Source organism: Verrucosispora sp. FIM060022, from assembly GCF_003977705.1.
GTDB classification, from domain to species: Bacteria; Actinomycetota; Actinomycetes; order Mycobacteriales; family Micromonosporaceae; genus Micromonospora; species Micromonospora gifhornensis.
In genome coordinates this window covers 38,129-61,589 of sequence record NZ_RQIV01000017.1, presented here as the reverse complement: position 1 = coordinate 61,589, position 23,461 = coordinate 38,129, and the positions used below count along the sequence as shown (strand labels likewise).

Below are 23,461 nucleotides of genomic sequence, written 5' to 3'. Positions count from 1 at the left end.
ACCGTCGACCCGTGCAACCTGCAACTGCTGTACCAGGGCCGTGCCCCGAACTCCGGCGGCGACTACGGCCTGCTGCCGTACCGCCCGGGCGTACTCACCCTGCAACGCTGACCAGGTGACACCGTCCGACCGATGACGTGGGACCGGGCGGGCTCGGCAGCAGCCGAGCCCGCCCGACACGTCAGGTGACCTTGCTCTTGACCTTGTTAATCACGCCCTGCACCATCCCCGGGTCGGTCCCGTACAGGCGTGGGTCGCCCGGAGGCAGGACGGGTTCCGGCGCGTGCGCGCGAGGGCTGTGGTCGTAGCGGAACTCCCCCCTGCCGTCCGGTGCGGGTCCGGACGCCCAGCGACCCTGGCCGGCGTCGCCGTCCGGGGAGAAGTCGAGATAGGTGTAGCTGAACTCCTCGGTGAAATCCGGGGAGTCGGGGAAGGCCTCCGGCACCGGCATGGCCTCCAGGCCGTCCTCCTTGAGCTGCTCGATGGCCGCCATCCACATGTTCTGGTGCATCGTGTCCCGGGCCAGCAGGAACCGCAGCATCTGCTTGACGCCGGGATCGTCGGTCATGTTGAACAGGCGGGAGACCTGGAGTCGGCCCTGGGCCTCGGCGGTGACGTTGAGCTGGAAGTCGGCCATCAGGTTGCCGCTCGCGGTGACGTAGTTGCCGTTCCAGGGCACGCCCACGCTGTCGACAGGCATCGCACCCCCGCCGCCGTGGATGAAGTGCGCCGGGTTCGAGCCGCCGTAGATCGCCCCCACCATCGGATTGCCGTCGGCGGCCTCCGCCAGGGACAACGGCGCGTGTTCCAACAGCCGGGTGATCATGGTGGCGATCATCTCGACGTGGCCCATCTCCTCGGTGCCGACATCGAGCAGCAGGTCCTTGTACTTACCGGGCAGCCGACAGTTCCAGCCCTGGTAGAGGTACTGGTTGGCGACTGTCATCTCGCCCCACTTGCCGCCCAGGACCTCCTGCAACCGGCGGGCGAAAGCGGCGTCCGGCCCGTCCGGTTTGGCCTCGAACTGAAGGTTCTTGATGTGGCTGAACACACGGCCTCCTCGTCGTAGAAACGCTGTCGAGGTGCCTTCCCGCCCCGGTAGCATCCACGGGCCATCCGGTGGCCCGTCCGGGCCAACCTCCAGGTCAGCCTGCGACCGTCTGGGCGATCAGGTGCTGCAGCACCGCCTGGACGTCACCGTCGGTGCCGGCCATGACCCGACGTTGCCGGGTCGCTCCGGTGCCCTCCCGGCGCAGCCGGTCGACCTGCCGCAGCACCAGGTCGAGATCGTCGTAGCGGGCCAACGCGGGCGTGACGGTGTCGAGCAGGTCGTCGACGAGGTCCCAGGCGGGCCGGGCACCGCCGCCGAGCAGGTCGACGAGCACCCCGTCGACCCCGTCGTGGGCGGCCCGCCAGTGCGCGGCCGCGACCAGGCAGTCCCGGATCCGTACGGGTGGCACGCCGTCGCGTACCCGGTCGATCATCGTGACGACGAGCGCCCGGACCAGTGCGGCGACCAGGACGGTGTCCTCCACGGACGGGCAGACGTCGCCGACCCGGACCTCGACGGTGGGGTACTTGGTCGACGGCCGGGCGTACCAGTAGACCATCGCGGCATCGAGCATGATCCCGGCGGTGATCAACTCCTGCACCGTGGCGTCGTAGTCGGCGACCGACTCGAAGTGCGGGGTGGGTCCGATGCTCGGCCAGCGTTCCAGTTGCATGGACCGCCAACTGTTGTGGCCGGTGTCCCGACCGTCGTACAGCGGCGAATTGGCGGTGAGCGCCTGCACCACCGGCAGCCAGGGACGCAGATGGTTGCAGACCTGCACGGCCAGTTCCCGGTCCGACACCCCGACGTGCACGTGGCAGCCACACACCGCCGGGTCGTGCGCGACCGGCCCGAAACGGCGGGACATGGCGTGGTACCGCTGCTCGTCCGGCACCGTGAGATGGGCCTCGCAGACCGGCGTGGCCCCCACCGCCACCAGCCGTGCTCCGGCCGTCGACGCCGCCTCGGCGGCCGCGCGGCGCAGGGTGATCAGGTGCTCGCGCAACTCCGTCAGGTCGGCACAGACCGGGGTGACCATCTCCAGCATGCTGTGCCGGAACTCCTGGCGACTCTGCGTGCGAGCGGTGCCGGACAGGGCGTCGAGCACCTGCTCGGCGACCGGCAGACTCTCCCCGGTCTCCGGGTCCAGCAGCAGGAACTCCTCCTCCACTCCGAGGGTGAGGCGGTCCTGCTCGACCCCGCGGCTACTCGACGCCATGGGTCTGGAGCCAGAGTTCGAGCAGGCCGAGCTGCCACAGCTTGTTGCTGCCGGCCGCCGCCTGGGCCGCCTGCGGATCGGCGAGCAACCGTTCGACGTACTCGGGCCGGAACAGTGCGCGTTGCCGGGCGGCCGGCGCCCGCAGCGCCTCGACGACCAGTTCGCGGACCGGCCCGTCGACGTTGCGCAGCGCCGGCACCGGGAAGTAGCCCTTGGGTCGGTCGATCACCTCCGCCGGCAGGACCTGCCGGGCGACCTCCTTGAGGACGCCCTTGCCGCCCTGGGCGACCTTGTGCTCCGGAGGGCAGGCGGCGGCGAGCATGACCAGGTCCTGGTCGAGGAAGGGCGTACGCACCTCCAGCCCCCAGGCCATGCTCATGCTGTCGACCCGCTTCACCGGGTCGTCGGGCAGCATGCGGTGGGTGTCCAGTCGCAGGACGGCGTCCAACGCGGTGTCCGCGCCGGGGGCGGCCAGGTCGGCGTCGACCAGGTCACCGCTGGCATCGTCGACGAGGGCGTACGCGGGGCCGACGACCCCCGCCAACTCCGCGTGCTCGTGATCGAAGAACGCCTCCGCGAATGCCCCGGCGGCCTGGTGCCGGGGCACCTCGGTGAACGGCTGGTGATAGCCGTACCCGGCGAACACCTCGTCCGCGCCCTGCCCGGACTGTGCCACCTTGACGTGCCGTGCGACCTGCTCGGAGAGCAGGTGGAAGGCGACCACGTCGTGGCTGCCCATCGGCTCGGTCATCGCCCCGATCGTCCGGCGTACGGCCGGCACCAGGTCGTCGTTGGCGAGCTGGATGCGTTGGTGGTCGGTGTCGAAGGCGCGGGCCACCAGGTCGGAATAGTGGAACTCGTCGCCGGCCTCGCCACCCCGACTGTCGAAACCGATGCTGAAGGTGCGCAGGTGCTCCTGCCCCGCCTCGGCGAGCAGCGCCACGATGAGACTGGAGTCGAGCCCACCGGAGAGCAGCACACCGACCGGCACATCGGCGACAAGTCGCCGGGCCACGGCCGTACGCAGCGCGTCGCCGATCGCGTCCTGCCAGTCCCGGGCGTCCCAGTCGCGGTGGGTGGCTTGCCGGACGTAGTCGGGCCGCCAGTAGACCCGTTCCCGGCTGTGCCCGTCGGCCTCGACCACCCGCACGGTCGCCGGTGGCAGCTTCCGCACCCCGCGCAGGATGGTCCGGGGCGCGGGCACGATCGAATGCCAGGACAGGTAGTGGTGCAGGGCCACCGGATCGACGTCGGTGTCCACCTCACCGGCGGCCAGCAGCGCCGGAAGGGTCGACGCGAAGCGCAGCCGGCCTGCCGTCTCGGCCAGGTAGAGGGGTTTGATGCCGAGCCGGTCCCGGGCCAGCACCAGCCGCCGTCGCGCCCGGTCGACCAGGCCGACGGCGAACATGCCCACCAGGTGGTCGACGAAGTTCTCACCCCACTGGGCGTACGCCACCAGGATCACCTCGGTGTCGCTGGTGGAGTGGAAGGCGTGCCCGGCGGTCCGCAACTCCTCGCGGAGCTGCGGGTAGTTGTAGATGCAGCCGTTGAACACCAGGGCCAGCCCGAGGTCTTCCCGCACCATCGGTTGGCTGCCGGCCTCGGACAGGTCGATGATCGTCAAGCGTCGATGTCCGAGGGTCACCCAGTCGGCACTCCACCGGCCCGTGCCGTCCGGACCTCGGGACCGCATCGCCTCGGTCATCCGAGTCACCGCGGCAGCGTCCGGGCTCGTACCGTCGAACCTCGCCTCTCCACTGATCCCGCACATGCCTCCCCCTAGCTAGCCATAGGTCAGCGAACACGCGCTCGGAGCAGCGGCTGACCTTGACCGTATGCGGCACGGAGGGGCGACCGAGCCTAGATCGGTGAGGAGGAATATCGAGCGTCCATCACGCTTTGCCCCGCAGGTCGACACGGATGTTGTCGAGGAGCACCCCGGACGCCTGCTCGACGACGACAGGGGTCCGCGAGCGGAGCGGGTCCTTCGCGCCGATGACCGGCAGCGGCACCAGGATGCAGTCCGTCACCACCACGTCGCGGTACTCCAGCACCCGCACCGAATGGTCGACCTCGCTGCGGCCCCAGCCCGCGATCCGGATCGCGTACAACGGGCCGTTCCAGGACACCCGGGCATCCGACACCCGGATCCGTTGCCCGATGACGTCGTCGTCGCCGACGTGGAAGCGGTCGGTGTTGTCGCCCGGCAGCAGCCGGAAGCCGATCTCGACGTCCGACAGGCGGGCCCGCCGCACCGACACGTCATGCACGGAGCTGAGATAGAAGCCCTCGAAGGCGTCGCTGACCACCAGATCCTGGATGTCGATGTGGTGAGGGTGGTACGACGGCCCGCTGATCGAGCTGACACTGTCGCCGACCGCACCCCAGTGCACCGCGATGCCGGTGCAGCCACCCACGATCGACACGTCGGCGAGGGTGAGGTGGCGTACCGCCCCGACGAGCGCGATGCAGTTGGCGGCCCGGGTGTCCGGGCGCTCCACCCGTACCCGGCGAAGCTGGATTCCCTCGATCCACTCCGCCTCGGCCGGGTAGAGGTAACTGCCGACGGTGATGGCGGTGCCCCGGTCCCCGCCGTGCTCGCCGGGGGAGACCGGTGGCGGTCGGAACCCGATGTCCTGGATCGTCACCTGGGAGCCGAGGACGTGGACGATCGGCTGGCCGTCCGAGGCGGACGAGGTCAACCAGGTTCGTACCGGCCCGTCGTGCTGGGGCGCGCCGGCCAGGGTCCAGCCCGCACCGACGACGATCCCGCCGTCGAGCGGGAAGGTGCCGGCCGGCAGGTGCAGCGTGCCGCCTGCCCCATCGGCCAGGAGGCGTTCGATCGCGTGCCGATTGGCCGCCGGGTCGGCGCCCAGCGGCACGTCGCGACGGTCCGTTGCGGCCATTTCAGCACTCCACTTCGGTGACCTGGCAGGCGATCTCCGACACTCGTGGCCGTACCGTCTCGGCCGCCGGGTCGGTCAGCCCGAGCAGCACCGGCCCCGCAGTGGCCCGCTCAATCAGCACGTCGAGCACATCCGGCGCGACAGTCGTCGTACGCACCGGGCAGTCGGTGCCGTCGAGGAGATGCGTGGCGCGCACGACCAGGCGGTCGGTCTGCGGTGCTCGGGTGAACGGTGACGCCTCGAACAGGGCGTACCCCGCTCCCCGCTTGGCCACCCGGACCGCCTTCAGCACGGTCTGGCCCTGCTGACGACGCAGCCAGGGTCGGGTGGGATGGCGGAACGCCGCCGGCGGCACCGAGGCGACGGTGGTGCGCAACCGGCAGCGTACGGTCGGGCCCGGCGCGTTGACCACGACGAACCTGGACCGGGCGGGCCCCTCGGTGCGTCCCTTCGCCCCCACCAGACCGCCGGCGCTGACCAGGCCGGCGAGCTGCGCCGACGCCCCGGTCAGCGGCGGCCCGTCCGGGCTGTCGTCGCCGCCCTCGATCGCGGTCACCTCGACCTGATTGATCCGTACGCCGACCGCCGCCAGCGGGCTGAGCGCCGGGGCCGCCCACGGCGGCAACGTGGCGTCCGCCAGCTCGATGATCAGCAGATCGTCGACGCCCATCTCCGGCGCGCCCAGGTCGAACTCGACCCAGGCGTGGGCCTCCACCATCCGCAGCCGCCCACGCTGACGGCAGATCAGCGCGGCGGCCCGGGCCACCCCCTGGGCCCGGACCATGATCAGCCGGGGCAGCTCCCGCATGCCGCGGTCGGGCACCACGGCGCGGGACCAGGCCGCCTGCGTGGCACCGTCCACGTGCAGATCGACGCGTACCCGGATCGGCCGCCCGCCGCTGCGTACCTTGAGCATGACCGCGCCGGAGTCGCCCTGGACCCGCCCGACGATGGCCGCGCCCCGGGTGAGCTGGTCGGCGACCAGCACCTCGGGGTCGCCGCCGCTGGTGAACACGGCGGGCAGTTCGCGCGGCGCAGCCGGCTCGTCGAACTCGGTGGCGAACCGGGCACCCGTGGCCGTCACCGCTGCCCCCCGGGCCGGTGCAGGTCGGTGCGGGTCAACACCGGCTCGCGGCGGTTCCACATCCGCTCCACCGCCTCGAACAGCGGATCGGCGTCGCTCTCGATGTGCCGGAACGCGACCTGTACGGATTTGAGCAGGTGGTCGGCGGGCCAGACCTCCCACTGCGGCACCTGCGGGGTGAACAGGTCGGTGGCGCTGCGGTAGAACCACAACCACAACCGGGCCCGCTCGACCTGCTCAGCGGAGATCAGCTCCTCGCCGCTGCCGAGCGCGCCGATCGCCGAGTCCAGGGCCTTCCAGTACGTCTCCGGGTCGTGCACGACGGTGGACAGGCCGCACTCGCTCCACTCGGACCAACCCGCCTGGATCACCGGGATGCCGTACGCGGGCAGCTCGTTGCTCACGCTGCCCCGCACGGTCACACCGAGGTCGACCAGGCTCCACAACCCGTTCTTGCTCAGATCCTTGCTGGGCTGGAACACCATGTGCCGGTGTCGGGCGTACCGGGCGGCCACCGACTCGAAGAAGCCGGTGCTGTCGTACCGGAACTGGCTCGGATGATCCTGGAACAGCCACTGCACCTGCGTCGCGGTGCTCGCGAACCGGGCCGTCTCCTCGAACCAGTCGGCCAACGTGGGGAAGGACTGGTGGTTGGTGCCGGGTGCGTCGGAGACGGCGTGGTTGAACACCGCCACCATCGGCCGCGCCGGGTCGAAGCCCAGACGCGCCGCGAAATGGGTACGCAGCCGGGCCCGCTCCGCGCTGTTGTTGATGTCGACCGAGGCGCTGGCCCCACCCCGCCACCAGCTCGGGCGACCCAGGTTGACCTTCGAACGCCAGGCCACCAGCTCCGCGTTGCGGCGTACCTCCTCGCGTCGGGACCAGACCCGCTCGGCGAAGAAGGCACCGATCTGCTGGGTGAGCTCGCCCCGGAAGGTGTGCTTGCCGGTGTCGGTCTCGGGAAACAGGGCGTACGCCTTCAGGCACCCGGTCTGCTGGGTGTGCACCACCGGCACCCCGGCGCGCCGGGCGGAGTCGACCGCCAGGCCCCAGTGGTCGTAGTCGACGTGGCTGGTCACCAGCGCCACCACCGATTCGTCCCCCAGCAGCGCGTCGTACGCCGACGAGATGGCCCGGGCCAGTGCGTGCCGCCGCTGGTAGCGCGGGTCGGCGGTGGGATCCTCGGGCGGTCGGGGCCGCTTGGTCACCCGGCAGTAGGTGGCGCTGACGAACTCTGCAAGCGTCTGCTCGCTGATCGCCGGTCCGGGGCGCAGCGGCCTGCCGAACAGCTCCAGCCGTACCTCGCTCGGCGTGGCGGACCGGGCCGGCCCGTCGACCAGGCGGTACAGGTCGATGACCTCGCTCGCGCCGTACGCCTCGGCGAGCCGCCGGACCAGCTGCACGTCGAACTCGGTCCAGAGCGCGTCGTGCCACATCTGCTCGACCCCGGTGACGACGACGAGCTGCGCGGGGACGATCCGGCGGATCGCGTTGGCCACCGCCAGGTTCCGCAGCGCCACCCGGATGTCCTGGTGGAACACCTCGACGACCAGGTACCGCTGGGACGACGTGGATCCCAGGTTCTTGCGCCAGTACACCGAGGCGGCGTCGAGGAACCCGTCGAACGCCTTCTTGTCAGCCCTGAGCCACACCCGAGACCCGTCCTCACCCCGTAACGGCAACCAGCGTCGGGACTGTACGGTCCGGTTACGCACGGCAGCCGAACAGTCGGTGACCAGCCGGTGAAGACCTGTCTCCCCCGTTCGGGGGAGAGGTTCGAGCCGTGATTTCCCGATGATCGGGGAGGCGCCGGCAGGCGGCCCGCTGGCATGCTCGCGGGTATGGCGAATCCGGACCAGAAGCCGACCGATCCGGCCGATGCGGACCCCCGTGGCGGGGCAGCCAGGTGGGGTGCGCCGCTGGTGCTCGCGGCGGCGGTCGGAATGCTGCTCGTGGCGACCCCGTGGTGGGGAGTGGACGGTCTCGACGAGACCTCCAGTCCATGGTTCGTGGATCTGGAACGGCTGGTGCTCGGGCTCGCGAATTTCGCGGCGGTCGCGGCGGTCGCGTTGTCCCGGTACCGGCTCGGGGCGGCCTGCGTGGTGGCGACCGTCCCGTGGGTTCTCTCGCCGTTGCTGGGTGCAGTCGCCTGGGCCTGGTGGTCGGCCGTGCTGGCCGTGCTCGGGATCGCTGTCCTCGACGGTGCGCGCCGGCTCTCCCTCGCCATGGCGGCCCTGGCCGTCACGCTCGCGGTCGGGTACTGCACCAGCGGGATGTACTGGCAGGTGCCGATCGTCGGGCCGGTCAACCTCTTCTCCCGTGAGCCGGATCGGTGGCTCGACGAGACGCGGCTGATCTACCTTGCGTTCTATCTGGGCGCGGTCGGCGTCGTCGTGCTGCTCGCCGCTGTACTGCGCCGACGTCGCGCCGCTCGCCTCAGATCGATCGCCGCCACTCCCGCAGCGGCAGCAGCGCCCATGCCACCTGCGGTCGAGTCGCCCGAGGTGACCGGGCCGGGGGTGGTCGAGGCTGAGTCGTCGGTGGGACCGGTCGGATCGGAGGTGGCCGAGGTCGGACCGCAGGCGACGCCTGTTGGGCCGGCGGCCGTCGGGGCCGGAGCGCAGGTGTTGACCGGGCCGTGGGCTGAACGGATCGCGACACTCACTGCCCGGGAGCGGGAGGTGTTGCTGGCCGTCGCCCGGGGCCGATCCAACGCCGAGGTGGCCGCGGACCTCGGCATCGGAGACGAGACCGTCAAGACCCACGTCTCCGAGGTGCTGCGCAAGCTCGGCTGCCGCGACCGCGTACAGGCGGTGATCGCCGTATACGAATCAGGCCTGCGATAGGGCGACCCGGCCGGTCCCTCTCGGTGATCGACTCCGTTTCGCCGAAACGGCGGTATCCCGCCGTCGCGAACACCGCCATTTCGCCGAAACCGCGCGCCGGACCTCACCAGCTCGGCAGCATCGAACCGGTTAGTCGGCCACCGAAGCGGTAGACCACGCACATCACGTCCCGGTCGCCGTCGGCCCAGGTCTCCACTGTGGGCAGCACCGGGTAGAAGCGCAGTGCCTGGCCGGTGTCGTCGGGCCAGGTGCTGGTGAACAGTTGCCGGCAGGCCGACCAGGCGAACTCCCGTAGCGCCGCCGGGTCCCAGTTGGTGTCGTCGGCGTGCACGAAGCCGTACACCTGGTTGTCGGCACCCAGTGCGCAGGGCCGGTAGCGGACGACGACGCCGCCTGCCTCCGGCAGGTGGGCCGGATCATCGAAGCACTCGCCGCCCTCGATGTGAAGGATGCCCGGTGTCTGCGCGTCGACGAAGGTCTCGTCCTTGACGACGGCGGGGGCCGATGTGGCGCTGCCGGCCATGGTGGCGAGCAGTCCCGCCGTGCAGAGCAGGGCGACGACGCCGCGCAGCGAACGGCGCGGGAGCTGGCCGGTGACAGTGTCCTGGTTGGTCATAGCGCGTCGATCGTAGGAACGCGATCCCTTCCGGCGAGCTGCGCACAGGTGTCGACGAGGTGACGCGACGACCAACACCGGCTGGTGGGGCAGGCGACGCGGCGAGTGTTCATGTGCTGGAAAGGATCTTGTAGCTGTCCGGTTGAGCGGGACTGGGCCAATGACGACGGCGCGCCGCCCGCACAACCCGTGGTCGGGCGCCACCCACCTCCTCATTTGAAGGGTGACCAGAGTCGTGACCGACCAGAAGCTCCCCTGGAGCATCGGGGCCCGTCGGGCGAAGATCGTGGCGATCGGTGCCGCGGCACTGCTCGCCGGGGGCGTGGCCCTCAGCCCCGCTGCCTTCGGTGATGCAACGCCAGCCAAGTTCCCCGCCGCCGAGATTCACAAGCCGTCGCCGGTGCCGGACCGGATCATGTTGACCCCCACCGCCACCCCGTCCACCTCGCAGCGGGTGACCTGGCGGGCCGAGGCCACGGCGGAGTGGGCGCGGGCCGAGCTCCTCGAGGCCCCCCGGGCTCTCGTCGGTGGCGTGCCGGCGTCCGGCAGCGCGGTGACCCGCCTCGCCGCCCTCTCCAGCACCCCGGTCAACACCTCCCTGGGGTACGCCTCGACCTACCACACCGTCGAGTTCACCGGCCTGAAGCCGGACACCCGGTACACGTACCGGGTCGGCGACGGCACCAACTGGAGCGAGTGGATCGACTTCACCACCGCGGCCAGCGACTTCGAGCCGTTCTCGTTCATCTACTACGGCGACGCGCAGAACAACATCGACTCGGCGGTGCCCCGGGTGTTCCGGCAGGCGTTCGCCGAGCGGCCCGAGGCCAAGATGATCGTCAACGCCGGTGACCTCATCGACAACGCCAACAGCGAAGAACAGTGGGGCCAGTGGTACAAGGCCAGCGGCTTCATCGACGGCCAGATCAACAACATCTCGGTGCCGGGTAACCACGAGTACAGCGGCGGCCTGTCGCAGTTCTGGCGGCCGCAGTTCCCGTACCCGGACAACGGCCCGGGCAACCCGGAGCTGAAGCAGACCGTCTACTACGTCGACTACCAGGGCGTACGCTTCATCGCCCTGGACTCGAACCACCAGAGCAACAGCACCCTGATGGCCGCCCAGACCGCCTGGCTGGAGGGTGTGCTCCGGGACAACCCGAACAAGTGGACGGTGGTCACCTTCCACCACCCGGTCTACTCGACCACGGGTACCCGCAACAACCCGCAGGTCCGGGCCCAGTGGGGCCCGCTGTTCGAGCGGTACGGCGTGGACCTGGTGCTGCAGGGCCACGACCACTCGTACGGCCGGGGCAACGTGGCCACCAACCGCCGCTCGGCCGCCGTGCACGAGGGCACGGTGTACGCGGTGTCGGTCTCCGGCGGCAAGATGTACGCCCTCAACAACGGTCAGAACTGGACCGGCAACGGTGCCGAGGTGACCAGCACCAGCCAGAACACCCAGCTCTACCAGCTCATCGACGTCTCGCAGGGCACCCTGCGCTACGAGGCCCGGTACGCCAACGGTGAGCACCACGACGGGTTCCTGATCCGCAAGAACGACGAGGGCGAGCGGACCGTCAACGAGCTGCGTACCCCGTCGAACACGACGGGCCAGCACGTCACGGTCGACCGGACCAGCGTCGCGGTCAAGGGCGAGGTCAAGGTCTCCGCGTACGGCTACGACCCGGCCGAGAAGGTCGCCGTCTCGCTGCGCAAGCTCGGCAACACCCCCGGTCAGGCCGAGATCCCCGTGGCCAACCTGACCGCGGACCAGCTGGGCCGGATCAGCTACCAGCTGGCGATTCCCGCCTCCGCCAAGGCCGGCGGCACCTACGAGGTGTTCCTGTCCAGCGCCAACCAGCAGATCACCAGCCCGGCGATCACGCTTAACGGTTGGCGTGCCGACGTCCAGGCCCGCGCGCACTGCGTCGGTGCCAACGCGTACGTCTCGGTCACCGTGCGCAACGGCGAGGGTGAGCCGCTGAGCGTCGAGATGGTGACCCCGTACGGGTCGCGGACCGTCGCCGGCGTGGCCGGTGGCAAGTCCGCCAGCCAGGCGTTCAACAGCCGGGCCAAGTCGGTACCGGCCGGCGTCGCGACCGTCGACGTCACCGGGATGGTCGACGGTGACCCGGTCACCATGCGGGTCGAGGCTGCCTACGAGGCGGCCAGCTGCGAGTAGCCCGGGTGCGGTGGCGGTGCCGGATCGACCTTGCCACCGCCCTCCCGCCGGTGGACAAGCGTTCCTCCGGCTGAACTTCCTTCAACTGCCCTGAGTGGCGATGGAGCATCGAGATGAAGACATCAAGTCGTAGGCGGCTTTTCGCGGTGGGCGCCGCCGGTGCCCTGCTGGCCGGATCGGTGGTGGCGGGATCACCCGTGTTCGCCGCACCCGGTGACAGCGCCGACGTGTCGGTGACCGTGGACATTGAGGAGATCAAGGAGCCGGGTGTGCTGGCGATGTCCATCGCCGGTGACTCGGTGACGTTGGCCGAGGACGGGTCGACGCTGCTGGTCCGTCAGTTCGTCGGCACCCTGCCGACGGTGACGGTCACCGACACCCGTACGCCCGACGAGGTGCCCGAGGGGGCCGCGTGGGCGGTGCTGGGCAGCGCCACCGACTTCGTCGGCGGTGCGGGTCAGGCACCGATCGGCGCGGGGCACCTGGGCTGGAAGCCGAAGCTGATCGACGGTGGCGACAGTGGCCTGGTCAGCGAGGGTGAAGAGGTCGTGACCGTGGTGGACGAGCCGACCCAGCCGGGCAACAACGTGGGTCTGGTGGACCAGGAACTGCTGGTCTCCACCTTCGACTCGGGTGCGGTGGCCGGCGGCGCGTACGCCGTCAACGCCGATCTGTTCCTGCGTACGCCGGCGGACGTGGCGGCGGGTGCGTACACCTCGACGCTGACCCTGTCCCTGTTCGAGTGACCATCGCGGGTGTGGGGGTCCGCAGGCGGCGAACCCCCACACCCGTGGTCTGCCGGAGACGACAATGAATCACCGCAGCAAGATGATCGGCGCTCTGCTCGCCGGCGGTACGGCCCTGGCGGCGACTGTCGGGGGCGGCGCGCCGGCCGCCGCGCATCCCTTCGGCCCGCCGACGACCGCCCAGGTCGTCGTCGACGGCTCCCGGGTCGACATCTCCTGGCAGCCCGCGGAGGACGACTGGGTGGCGCTCGGCCAGTCACTCGGTGCCTTCGAGGACCCCAGCGCCGGCCCGGTGGCCACCCAGCTCACCGGCGAACAGAAGCTCCGGGAGTCCGCCGCGGTCCGTGACTACCTGCGCGAGCGCATCACCGTCAGCCAGCACGGCCAGCCCTGTCGCGGCGAACTCAAGCCGCTGGACGGGTTGCTCGCGCAGGGCGCCCGACTGACCTTCGACTGTCCCGCCCCGGTCCGCACGCTCGACATCACGTTGACCGCGTTGACCGACCTCAACCAGGCGTACCGCACGATCCTGCGTGCCGACTCGGCGAGCCCGGCCGAGACGCTGTACACCGCCGCGGCCGACACCCACCAGGTCGACTTCACGCAGTCCGGCGGCGGGCTCGGATCGGCCACCGCGCTGGCCTTCGGGGTCGGCGCTGCCGCTGTGCTCGGTGCGCTGCTCGTACCACTTTCCCGACGACGTACCCGGAGCACGGCATGAACGGCCTCAACGACCTCGACCAACGACTGCTGGCACTCTTCGACAACTCGACCCTGTTCTGGTTGGCCCTGGTCGTGGCGGTGGGCGTCGGCGCGGCACACGCCGTGGCACCGGGACACGGCAAGAGCATCACCGCCGCGTACCTGGTCGGCACCCATGGCCGGTACCGGGATGCGCTGCGGCTGGGCGTCATCGTCGCGGTGATGCACACCTTCTCCGTTCTGGTGCTGGCGCTGGTCTGGACCGCGTTCAGCGGCGCGGCCAGCCTCGGCACCACGACGATCACGGCCGGGCTGCAGGTGTTGGCCGGGCTCGTGGTGATCGGCGTCGGCGCGCACCTGATCCGCCGCCATTTGCGGCGTCGCCACGCCCACGCCCACGATCACCACCACGGCCACGCTCACGATCACAGCCACGATCACCACCACCATCACCACGACGAGACGGTCGACCCGTGGTCCCGTCGGGGTCTGGTCGCGCTCGGGCTGTCGGGTGGGCTGCTGCCCTCCCCGTCGGCCTTCCTCATCCTGGTCAGCGGACTGCTGACCGGTCGCGCCGTCGGCGCCGTCGTGATCGTGCTGGCCTTCGGGGCCGGGATGGCGTTGACCCTGACCGGGGTCGGGGTGCTGACCATCCGGGGGCAGGCCCTGCTGGCGGGTCAGAGCCGCAGGTGGGCCCTGCTGTCCAGCGTGTCGGCCTGGACTCCGGCGATCGCCGGGGTGGCGGTCTGCCTGGGCGGCTGCCTCTACGTGGCCGCCGCGGTCTCGACGCTCACCGCGTGATCCTGGCCCTGCTCGTCGGTCAGACCGCGCCGCCGTTGGCGTAGAGCACCTGGCCGTTCACCCAGCGCCCCGGGCCGGCCAGGAAGACGACCAACTCGGCGATGTCGTCAGGCGTCCCGATGCGCTCCAACGGCGGTTCGGCGGCGATCCGGACCAGCCACTCACCGAGGAGTTCGCCACCACGCTTGTCGACAACCTGATGCGCGGCCTGCGCTGACCTTCGCCGGGGCGGCGCGGACGGCGCGAACAGATGCACCGTACGCGGCCACCGGTCGGCCGGGCCGTGCGCCACGGGGCAGCGGAAACGCCGACGACGGTCGATACTGCGGAGATGACGCCGTTGGTACGGGTGCTGACCCTCGTGGTGCTCGGGTCGGCACTTGTCGCCTGTGACCGCGCACCGGTGGACGCCCCGTCACCCTCACCGACGGCGCCCTCCCCGTCGGCATCCCCCGGCGACCTCGCGGTCCCACCACTGCAACTGCCCAGCGTGGCCCCCGACGGCACCTGCCCGGTCGCCGAACCGCAGCGCTGGAGCAACCCGGGCCAGGCCCAGCGGGTGCTGGGGCCGGGCCCGGTCTACCCGATCGCCGACTACTTCACCGGCGGAGCCCTGCCGCTGCGCCCCAGCGACCGGCAGGTCGACGGCAGCTACACGGCGAAGGTGCGCTGGCTGGCCGCCGACTACACCGGCCCGGTGCTGGTACGCGCGGGGCGCATCGACGCACCGGGTGCCGCCTCGGCCAGGTTCTCCTACCTCGGCGAGCCTCGCCACGACGGCCACCATGCCGTGCTGACCAGGCCGGAGACCGACCTGCCGGGCACCACCACTGTCGACGGTCCGGGCTGCTACGCGTACCAGGTCGACGGCACGTCGTTCAGCTACACCATCGTGTTCCGCGCCGGTTGAGGGGCAGCTCAGCCGACCGGGGTGGTCCGGCGACCCTCGGCCCGGCCCTCTTCCCGGGCGCTGGCGAGCAGCTGTGCCAGCCGCCGCCGACGGCGCTGGGTGATGACCCGGTAGGCGAGCACGAGCAGGCCGAGCAGGAGCAGCAGCGCCAGTTGCGGCCAGGGGACGATCCAGGTGGTGACGGTCGCGGTGCCGGGGCGGATCTCGGCGCCCGTCGGGTCGCCGCCCTGAACGGCGGGCGTGACCGAGACGGTGGTCTTGAGCCGGCCGAGCCCCCAGACCCCGTCGACCTGGGTGTCCACCACCTGTACGCCGCCGGGCAGCGTCTCGGTGACCTGGGTCGGGTCCTCCTGCTTGACCAGGCCGAACAGTTCGCCGACGGACACCTTTCCGGTACCGGTCAGCGCGACGTTGCCGTCGTTCTTCGCGGTGTAGCCGACCTTGAGGGTGCCGGCGGAGAACGGGTTCCACGAGGGCGTGTAGGTGGTGCTGAGGTCACTGATCGCCACACTGGCGGTGACCGTGCCGCTGGCCCGCAGCATGACCCGGAAACCGACCCGGCTCTCCACGGCGACGGTGCCGCCGGTGCTGGTGACGGTCGCCGCGATGCCCGCCGGGTGGTCGCCGGGGGTGGCGTCCTCGGGCACGGTGATGGTGAACGGCACCACCTTCGTACCGTTGGCCTCGACGGTCACCGTCTCCTGGACGGTGATCCAGGTGCCACCGTCCACCGACTTCTCGTTCGAGGGCAGCATGTTGAAGCGGCCCTTGTCGGTGAGGTATCCGTCGGCCGCCTTGAGGGAGAAGACCACCGCCGAGTCGCTGAAGTTCCGTACCGCGAGGTGCTCGGTCACCACCTGGCCGGGGTCGAGGGTCCGTTCGATGAACCGGCGGCCGTCCGGGCCGTTGCGGTCGGCCGGCTGGACCGCCCAGGTGACCGCAGGACTGGTCGGTTCCGCCATCGCGCCGGTCGACGAGATCGGCACGACGGCCAGCACCACAGCCAGCACGGCGAGCATCCGGGTCAGTGCTCGCAGCGGGGTTCGGATCATGGCGGTTTTCCTTTGCGGGAGGAGCGGGTGGGGGAGCCACGCCCAGGTGGCTCCCCTCGATGGATCTACTCGAACAGCGACAGGGTCAGCGTCGAGGTGTACTTGCCGGCGGCGACGTCCGCCGGGGTGCGCAGGAACAGGTTCGCGTTGACGGTGTACTCGCCACCGGCGACCGCTCCGGAGTCGAAGGTCGAGACCAGCAGTTCCTGGTCGACCAGACCCACGTTGTTGCCCGGCTGGGTCGGCTCGTCCAGCACGGTGACGACCTCTTCACCCTCGCTGACCAGGCCGGTGTCCCCGCCGTCGATCAGCTTCGGCTTCCAGCCCAGGTGCCCGGCACCGATCGACGCCTGGTCGGCGTCGCCGACGAAGTCGGTGGCGCTGCCCAGCACCGCCCACGCGGCCCCCTCGGGCACCTCGTCGGCGGTCCGGGTGTCGGTGACCGTCACCGTCGGCAGGGTGCCGACGAACTGACGGACCAGCAGCGTCGACCCGTCCTCGGCCAGCGCGACCGAGTCGGCGGCGACGGTCATGGCGAGGACACCCGGCTCGCGGATCTCCTCGATGTCGACGGTCACCCGTACGTCGCTGCTGTCGACCGGCTCGGCCGAGGCCGGCGTGCCGAGCGCCACCGACCCGGCGAGAACGGCGCTGGCCGCGGCGGCCGCGAACAGTCGCCGGTGGTTCCTTCTGTGCATGCGTTGCTCCGTTGTGCGTATCTGCTCGATGGGGGGTGGGGTGGCGGCAGGATCGCCGCCACCCCGTACGAGAACTAGCCGCAGGTGATCGCGGCGTACGCCGACTCGACCTGGATCGTCGCCGGCTGGCCGTTGACCGTACCGGTGATCTTCACCGTCGAGGTGCCGGCGGCCACGGTCTTCGCCCGGCTGTTGAACGCCTGGTACGCCGTCTTGCCCGGGGCGACGTCGGCGACGACGCGCGACCCGTACGGCGTGACCAGTTCGATGCTCAGCGCCACGTCGTCGGCGTTGCGGGCGCTGACCGAGACGTACGCGTTGCTGCCGACGCACTGGGTGCGGGCCTGCACCTCGACCTCCCACGCCGGGCCGCCCTGCCCGATGGTGGAGCGGGGCGTGGTGTCGGCGGTGACCGGCGAGTTGGCGGCGAGGTAGTTGACCAGCATGGTGAGGTCGTTGTCGCCGGTCGTCGCCGGGTTGGTGCCGCCGCCGAGGGCGGTGAAGTTGTCCCCACCGGAGGCGAGGAACGAGTTCACCGTCACCCGGTAGGTGGCCGTCGGGTCGATCGGTACGCCGTTGAGCTGCATCGAGGTGATCCGCGAACCCCGTTCGGCCTGCGGGTCGTAGGTGTAGCTGAAGCCCTTCGACACACCCAGCCACAGCACCGGACGGGACGCGCCCGTCGGCTGCCACTGCTGCTCCAACGTCTGCTTGATCTCCGCACCCGTGTAGGACTTGGTGACCACGTCGTTGGAGAACGGCTGGACGGAGAAGGCGTCGGCGTAGGTCACCGTGCCGTCGGTGCGGTACAGCAGGTCCGCCCGCAGACCACCCGGGTTCATGAAGGCGATCTGGGCCCCACCCCGACCCGGGGCGGAGGTGCCGGCGAGCTGCACGTCGGCGATGAAGTTACCAAGCGCCGACTCCTTGCCCCGGTCCTCGTTGCCGTCGGTGTAGGCCCGGCGGATGTCGGCGGTGATCTCGCCCAGCTGCCGCTGGCCCAGCTCCTGCGCCCGGACCTTGGCGGCGGCCACGATGTCGGCCACCGCCGGGTCCTGCGGCGCACCGACCACGTCGACGAGCGAGGCGTCGGCGGCGGTGACGGAGTTCGACTCCGGGTCGAAGGTCAGCGTGACCTTGCCCAGCCGCTTGCCGTAGTCCTCGGCCTGCACCACCGGACGCAGCTTGTCGGTACCCGGCACCGGGACCTCGAAGGCGTACGGCTGGTGGGTGTGGCCGCTGAAGATGGCGTCGATGGTGGCGTCGACCCGGGTGAACTTGCCGAAGACCGGGTCGTTCGCCAGCGCCTCGGCGGAGTCGATGTTCTCCGTGGCGGCCCCCTCGTGGGCGAGCAGCACCACCACGTCGGCCTCACCGTTGGCGGGGTTGCCGTCCTTGAGCTGACCGGCGACGAGGTTGGCCTCGGCCACCGGGTCGCGGAAGGTGATGCCGGCGATGCCGTCCGGGCTGACCAGCGAGCCGGTCTGCTCGGTGACCACACCGACGAAGCCGACCCGGACCCCACCGATGCTGCTGACCGAGTACGCCGGCAGCGCCCGGGTGTCGTCCCGGTACACGTTGGCGCCCAGCAGCGGGAAGTCCGCCCGGTCGGTGACCCGACCGGTCAGGTCGGCCATGCCCTTGTCGAACTCGTGGTTACCGACCGCCGAGGCGATCAGACCGGCCGCGTTGAACGCGTCGATCGTCGGGTTGTCGTCGTCGATCGCCGAGATGAAGGTGGACGCGCCGATGTTGTCGCCCGCCGACACGAACGCGGTGTTCGGGTTCTGCGTACGCAACTGGTTCACCAGACCGGCGAGCTGAGCCGCCCCACCGGCCGGCTGACCGCCCACGGTGGCCGGTGACTCCAGCCGGCCGTGGAAGTCGTTGATGCTCAGCAGTTGCAGGTCGACCGGGCTGGCCCCGGTGTTGATCCCGACGACAAGCGGGTTGTGGTCGCTGGCCCGGTACGGGTCCGGAGCGTAGAAGGCAGCCAGCCCGTCGTACTGGAAGGCGTACGACTCGACCGCGTTGATCTGCCACACGTCCACGCCGGTGACCCGGTCGGCAAGCGACGGCGAGGCCAGCGCGTGGTCGAGCGAGCCGGACTCACCGTTGAAGACGTAGCTGGTCTTCCCGGTGTTGTTGAGGTTGCGGTAGTCCTTGCCGTAGAGGACCTGCATCGGGTCCTCCTGGGTGTACGCGTTGAAGTCACCCAGCAGCAGCACGTTGTCGGTGTCGCTGTCGGCCTTGACCTGGTCCACGAAGGTGGCCAGCGCGGTGGCCTGCCGGACCCGGTCACCGTTCCAACCGCCCTGACCGTCACCGGAGTCGGCGTTGTCGCCGGAACCGGCACCACTCTTGGACTTGAAGTGGTTGGCCACCACCACGAAGTCGAGCGGCCCGGCGGTGAAGGTCTGCGCGATCGGCTCGCGGGCGTTGAACCAGACGCTCTCGTCGTTCACCGACCGCGACGCGCCCTTGGGCTGTGCCTTGGCCGGCTTGAAGATGATCGCGGTGGTGATGAAGTCCTGCTGGGCGGCGCCCGGCAGCTCGGTCGGGGTGCGAACGTAGTCCCAGGTGCCCGCGCCGTCGGCGGTGTTCAGGGCGGCGACCAGGCGCTTGAGCGCCCGCTGCGGGTCCGAGGAGCTGAACCGGACCGAGTTCTCGATCTCCTCCAGTGCGACCACGTCGGCGTCCAGCGCGCTGATCGCCGAGACGATCTTCGCCTCCTGCTTGGCCAGCGCGGCCTCGTTGGCAGCGCCACGCGCGTCGCCACCGAAGTGCACGAAGTAGTTCAACACGTTGAAGCTGGCCACCCGCAGGTCGCCGCCGACGTTGACCGGGGCGGCGGTACGCGGGTTGGTGACCTTGAAGGTGGTCCGGTCGCCCGGGCGGGTGTCCGCGTCGACCGGGCGGGTGGGCTGCAGACGCCACTCATCGAAGGCGTACGACAGCACCGACGGCCCGAACGCCTCGACCGAGTCGCCGACCCGCAGCGGGCTGTCCTTCGACAGGTACGGCGGCAGCAGGCCGGCGGTGGACAGGTTTGTGGTCCTGCCGTCGTCGAGCAGGATGCGGCGGGCCTTGTTGTCGGCGGCGATCTGGCGGGCCTCCGCCGAGCCGGGCCGGGCCACATCGGTCGGGGTCAGTGCCGGCTTGTCACCGGCGGCGAGGGCCACCTCGCCGTAGCGGTTGGTGTTGTAGACCTCGGAGACGGCGTACGCGCCGACCGGGGCGACAAGCATCGACTCGACCGACTCGCGGGCGTCGTCGGTGAGCGGAAGCTCCACCGGGACCGGAGCGGGCAGCGGCGCACCCTGCTCGCACACCTGCACGTCGCCACGGGTGGCGATGCTGAGCTGGGTGAGCCCGTTGAACTCGCTGGCCGTACCGCTGACCCGGACCCGGTCACCGATCGTGACCGCCGGGTGGTTGGCGGTGTTCGTGGTCAGGTAGACGAAGATGCCGTCCGAGGCGGTGCCGGCGGCGACCGTACGCTCCCCGCCGCTGCCCGCGGTCTGCACGTACACGCCGTTGTAGCCACCGGTGCGGTGGTCGGCGGTGACGACGCCCTCGACGGTGACCCGGCTGCCGGCCACCGGTGTGGCGGTGCCGGAGCCCTGGACCTGGGCGATGGTGTGGCTGACCGCGACGTCACAGCCGACGGGCGGGTCGCCCGGTCCCGGGTCGCCGCCAGCGGTGTTGCGGACGCCGAAGCTGTTCGGTGCGGGTGCCTTCCAGACCCCGTCGATCTTCTGGAGCGAGTGCCCGACGGGGATGCTGCTCGACTCCTTGACTCCGATGTCGGTGCCGGCCAGGCCGTTCGCCGGCCCGCCGACCGCGGTGAAGGTGCCGCCGTAGGTGATGAACTCACTCACCGAGTTGCTGGGCGAGACCAGAGCGACACCGTCGGGATCACCGTTCTGGATGCCGTTGACCGGGTACTCGGCGACGACCACACCGGACTCCGGCACCGAGCCGGTAAGCGTCCGGGTGCTGTACGCCGCACCGTTTCCGCCGTTGTAGAGAACGATCTGCCAGCCGCTCAGGTCGAAGCCGACCGGCGCCTCGATCTCGATCGCCTCGCCGACGTCGGTGCCGGCGTTGTCATAGTGGATCTCGCTGATGAACGGTGTAGCTGACGCGGGCGCGGCGAAAGCGGTGGTGCCGCTGCCCAATAAGAGCGCAGTGGCGGTGACCAGTACGCCCGGAATTGTGAGTTGCCGCCTGCTTTTTCGTAGCTGCATCTGCTGGGCCTCCGCGGGGCCTCCGAGGGTGTTAGACCGCTGGAGGATAAGCGGCACAAGTGTCCGCGCGGGAGCCACCAGATGTACTTATTCGCGAAACGAGGTGGTAGCCGTCACGGCATTGGCCTGCGTGATCGTGCGCGAATCGCGATGTCGACAGAGTTTTCCGGAGCCGGTTCGGCGGCGACGGCTCAACCGCCGCGGGCGACCGGCCCGATCAGTTGCCGTTCGGTGCCGGTCATGCTGAGCATGACCCACTGCACCTTTCCCTTGGTGATCAGGCCGACCATTTCCGGATGGAGCTGGGTGAACCAGCTCTGCACGCTGACCAGGCCGAGGGCGTTCGCCGCGGTGGCTGCCTCGGGCGCGGTGAGTCGCTGGAGCACCACGATGTCGCTGCGTACCAGCACCTCGACATCCCAGCCGGCCAGGTCGTCGCGGACCACCAGGGTCGCCCGCCACGGCGCGCTCAGGTTGGTGTCCGGCCCGGTGACCGGGCCGGTGTCGATCACGACGAGCTGAGGCTCGGTCGGCGTCGCCGGCAGCGGTGGCGGCACCCCGGGCGGGAGGAACGAGGCGATCTCCCGGCCGATGACGCAGCGTCGCAGAAAGGCGTCCCACTCCTGCTCGCGAGCGGTCTGGATGAACAGCCGGGCACCGAGCGCCAGGGCCCGAAAGGCGAGCAGTTCCGCGGCGCGTACCCCGCCGGTCAACATCAGCCGGGTCGGCTCGGCCCGGAACAGCCGCAGGCCGACCGGCTCCTGCTGGCGATTGCGTCCCACCACCAGCCCGCCCCCGCCGGCAACCAGGCGTAGGCCGGCCACGGTGGGCCCGTCGGTGACGTGCAGGCCGATCCGGCTGCCCGGGAAGGAGACGGTGTTCACCGCAGGAAACCTCCGAGCGGCAGGGTGGCGGCGACGCCCCGGGCATGCTCGCCGTCGAGTCGTTGCAGGCGACCACCGTGACCACGGATCGCCTCGTGCAGCGCGGCGTCGGCGGCGGTCAGGGCGGCGGCGTCCGCACCGATCAGCCGGAAGGCCACCTCCACCACGGCGTCGTCGGCACCCTCACGATCCGGTTCCCGGGCCACCGCGATCGACACCACGGCCGCCGCAGCGGGCAGCCCACTCAGCAGTGGGTCCACATCCCACACCCGGTCGGGCCAGTCGAGCAGCCGGTGGCAGCTCTGCGGAGTGCCCTGCGCCGACCAACTGCGCCAACCTTCTCGGGCCAACGGGCGGTCACCGGTCACCGGCTCACCGGTCAGATGGGTCAGGTTGGCGACGGCGGCCAGCACCTCGTCGCGGTTGAGCAGACGGGCGGTCACCCGATCCTGACGGAGCTGGCGTCGGGTCCGGCGGATCGCCGCGGTCAGCGCCGGCCGCAGGTCACGGTCGGCATGAAAATCGGGGGTACGGGGTGCCTGAAGCACCACCCAGGCCTGCCGACTGGCGGGCACGTTGCCCTCGGTCAGCTCGCGGTACGCCCGCTCCACCGCCGCCGCCCGCACCCGGGGGGCCGGGGTGACCTGGATCAACACCTGCACCGTCACCGGCGGCGCCTTGGGATCGGTGGCCGGAAGCAGTGACACCGGCGGTGGCAGGGCCTGCGGAGAGCCCACCAGCAGCGCGCCCTCGGTCGGGTCGACCTCCAGCACGGCGCTGAGCCCACCACGATGGGTCAGCAGCACGGCGGGCTGGTCGTCGATCTCGACCTGTTCGAGCTCCACGCCGTTCTCAAGATGGGTGAGCAGCTGCCACCGGGCATCCGACCCCGTCGCGGCGAGCTGCCGGCGGCGACGCCGATAACCCCACCAGACCGTCAACCACTGGTACACCCACCGGCCGCGGTAGCGCAGCACGGTCGGGGCGAGCAGCAGCAGCACCGCAGCGCCGACCCCGACGGTCAGCAGGGTGCCGTGCCCGGTCGCGGCCAACACCACCGCCGCACCGGCCTGCCAGGCCACCAGCTGGGCGACGTGGATGCCGGCGATGCGCAACGGTCGCCGGTAGGGGCGTACCACCGGGGCGGTCGCCGCCGTGGGCTGTGCCTGATCTGCCGGCGACGCGGCGGCGTCCGCGGCCCGAGCGGCCGGGGCGGTTTGAGCCGCCTGCGCTGCTTGAGCCGCCTGCGCTGCTTGAGCCGCCTGGGCGGGCTGGGCCGTCGACACGGTGGCCGACGCCGGGGCGGCGGCCTGGCTGCGGTACGCGGTGCCGACCGTCGCTCGGCCCTGTCCCCGCTGGGTGGCCCAGGCCGGTCCCGTGGTCCCACCGACCGTGGGGGCCGGTACGCCGGTCTGCTGTGGAGAGCCCGTTCGCTGTGCTGGCGGTGCCGTTGCCTCCGGCTGATGCTGCCAACCTGGATCCCCCGGCCGCGCCGCGCCCGGATGAGTCAC

Annotated in this window: 19 protein-coding genes and 1 pseudogene; 7 read left to right on the top strand and 13 right to left on the bottom strand. The window is 70.8% G+C overall.

Annotation, left to right across the window (positions count from 1 at the left end):
* Nucleotides 1–111: non-reducing end alpha-L-arabinofuranosidase family hydrolase (locus EG812_RS30365; protein ID WP_502697198.1), on the top strand; the 111-nt coding region annotated here is incomplete at its 5' end.
* 70 nt (nucleotides 112–181) lie between these two features.
* On the opposite strand, the gene EG812_RS27860 is transcribed toward EG812_RS30365, so the two are convergent.
* The 6 genes from EG812_RS27860 to EG812_RS27835 all read right to left on the bottom strand — a co-directional run bounded on the left by EG812_RS27860 (nucleotide 182) and on the right by EG812_RS27835 (nucleotide 7,912).
* A complete protein-coding gene (locus tag EG812_RS27860) occupies nucleotides 182–1,051 on the bottom strand; it encodes a manganese catalase (protein ID WP_126713339.1) in 870 nt (289 codons plus the stop codon).
* Nucleotides 1,052–1,145: 94 nt separating this feature from the next.
* Complete coding sequence (locus EG812_RS27855; RefSeq protein WP_126713338.1) at nucleotides 1,146–2,270, bottom strand: carboxylate-amine ligase; 1,125 nt, start codon at nucleotides 2,268–2,270, stop codon at nucleotides 1,146–1,148.
* A complete protein-coding gene (locus EG812_RS27850) occupies nucleotides 2,257–4,041 on the bottom strand; it encodes an N-acetylglutaminylglutamine amidotransferase (RefSeq protein ID WP_043722312.1) in 1,785 nt (594 codons plus the stop codon). The genes EG812_RS27855 and EG812_RS27850 overlap by 14 nt, the downstream gene beginning before the upstream one ends.
* A gap of 121 nt (nucleotides 4,042–4,162) precedes the next feature.
* Nucleotides 4,163–5,176: a right-handed parallel beta-helix repeat-containing protein gene (locus EG812_RS27845; protein WP_126713337.1), complete on the bottom strand. Its 1,014-nt coding sequence runs from the start codon at nucleotides 5,174–5,176 to the stop codon at nucleotides 4,163–4,165.
* A 1-nt stretch (nucleotide 5,177) separates the two neighbouring features.
* Nucleotides 5,178–6,260, bottom strand: a complete 1,083-nt coding sequence (locus EG812_RS27840) for a hypothetical protein (RefSeq protein WP_199743973.1) — start codon at nucleotides 6,258–6,260, stop codon at nucleotides 5,178–5,180.
* Nucleotides 6,257–7,912 carry a hypothetical protein gene (locus EG812_RS27835; RefSeq protein WP_126713335.1) on the bottom strand — a complete coding sequence of 552 codons (1,656 nt, stop codon included), beginning with the start codon at nucleotides 7,910–7,912 and terminating at the stop codon, nucleotides 6,257–6,259. The genes EG812_RS27840 and EG812_RS27835 overlap by 4 nt, the downstream gene beginning before the upstream one ends.
* Before the next feature lie 189 nt (nucleotides 7,913–8,101).
* Between EG812_RS27835 and EG812_RS30360 the strand changes: the two genes are divergently transcribed.
* Complete coding sequence (locus EG812_RS30360; RefSeq protein WP_502697218.1) at nucleotides 8,102–9,106, top strand: response regulator transcription factor; 1,005 nt, start codon at nucleotides 8,102–8,104, stop codon at nucleotides 9,104–9,106.
* 103 nt (nucleotides 9,107–9,209) lie between these two features.
* Here EG812_RS30360 and EG812_RS27825 read toward each other — a convergent pair whose 3' ends face one another.
* Nucleotides 9,210–9,722, bottom strand: coding sequence for a hypothetical protein (locus tag EG812_RS27825; protein WP_126713334.1), 513 nt, complete (start codon nucleotides 9,720–9,722; stop codon nucleotides 9,210–9,212).
* Between the two features lie 223 nt (nucleotides 9,723–9,945).
* Between EG812_RS27825 and EG812_RS27820 the strand changes: the two genes are divergently transcribed.
* The 4 genes from EG812_RS27820 to EG812_RS27805 all read left to right on the top strand — a co-directional run bounded on the left by EG812_RS27820 (nucleotide 9,946) and on the right by EG812_RS27805 (nucleotide 14,156).
* Nucleotides 9,946–11,907 carry a purple acid phosphatase family protein gene (locus EG812_RS27820; RefSeq protein ID WP_233579673.1) on the top strand — a complete coding sequence of 654 codons (1,962 nt, stop codon included), beginning with the start codon at nucleotides 9,946–9,948 and terminating at the stop codon, nucleotides 11,905–11,907.
* A 113-nt stretch (nucleotides 11,908–12,020) separates the two neighbouring features.
* On the top strand, nucleotides 12,021–12,653 hold the full coding sequence (locus EG812_RS27815) for a hypothetical protein (protein ID WP_126713333.1): 633 nt from the start codon (nucleotides 12,021–12,023) through the stop codon (nucleotides 12,651–12,653).
* Nucleotides 12,654–12,717: 64 nt separating this feature from the next.
* Nucleotides 12,718–13,374, top strand: a complete 657-nt coding sequence (locus tag EG812_RS27810) for a hypothetical protein (protein ID WP_126713332.1) — start codon at nucleotides 12,718–12,720, stop codon at nucleotides 13,372–13,374.
* Nucleotides 13,371–14,156 (top strand): nickel/cobalt transporter, encoded by a 786-nt coding sequence (locus EG812_RS27805; protein WP_013736434.1) that lies wholly within the window; start codon nucleotides 13,371–13,373, stop codon nucleotides 14,154–14,156. The genes EG812_RS27810 and EG812_RS27805 overlap by 4 nt, the downstream gene beginning before the upstream one ends.
* Nucleotides 14,157–14,175: 19 nt before the next feature.
* Here the strand turns inward: EG812_RS27805 and EG812_RS29820 are convergent.
* Nucleotides 14,176–14,313, bottom strand: a pseudogene (locus tag EG812_RS29820) (SDR family oxidoreductase); the annotation flags it as partial.
* A gap of 174 nt (nucleotides 14,314–14,487) precedes the next feature.
* Between EG812_RS29820 and EG812_RS27795 the strand changes: the two are divergent.
* On the top strand, nucleotides 14,488–15,066 hold the full coding sequence (locus EG812_RS27795; RefSeq protein ID WP_126713330.1) for a hypothetical protein: 579 nt from the start codon (nucleotides 14,488–14,490) through the stop codon (nucleotides 15,064–15,066).
* Nucleotides 15,067–15,074: 8 nt separating this feature from the next.
* Here the strand turns inward: EG812_RS27795 and EG812_RS27790 are convergent, their stop codons facing one another.
* From EG812_RS27790 to eccE, 5 genes are all read right to left on the bottom strand, one after another.
* Nucleotides 15,075–16,118, bottom strand: coding sequence for a WxL protein peptidoglycan domain-containing protein (locus EG812_RS27790; protein WP_126713329.1), 1,044 nt, complete (start codon nucleotides 16,116–16,118; stop codon nucleotides 15,075–15,077).
* 65 nt (nucleotides 16,119–16,183) lie between these two features.
* Nucleotides 16,184–16,816 (bottom strand): hypothetical protein, encoded by a 633-nt coding sequence (locus tag EG812_RS27785; protein WP_126713328.1) that lies wholly within the window; start codon nucleotides 16,814–16,816, stop codon nucleotides 16,184–16,186.
* 74 nt (nucleotides 16,817–16,890) lie between these two features.
* Nucleotides 16,891–21,066, bottom strand: coding sequence for an ExeM/NucH family extracellular endonuclease (locus EG812_RS27780; protein ID WP_233579672.1), 4,176 nt, complete (start codon nucleotides 21,064–21,066; stop codon nucleotides 16,891–16,893).
* Nucleotides 21,067–21,257: 191 nt separating this feature from the next.
* Nucleotides 21,258–21,950, bottom strand: coding sequence for a hypothetical protein (locus tag EG812_RS27775; protein WP_043722296.1), 693 nt, complete (start codon nucleotides 21,948–21,950; stop codon nucleotides 21,258–21,260).
* A complete protein-coding gene (gene eccE / locus EG812_RS27770; RefSeq protein WP_126713327.1) occupies nucleotides 21,947–23,461 on the bottom strand; it encodes a type VII secretion protein EccE in 1,515 nt (504 codons plus the stop codon). The genes EG812_RS27775 and eccE overlap by 4 nt, the downstream gene beginning before the upstream one ends.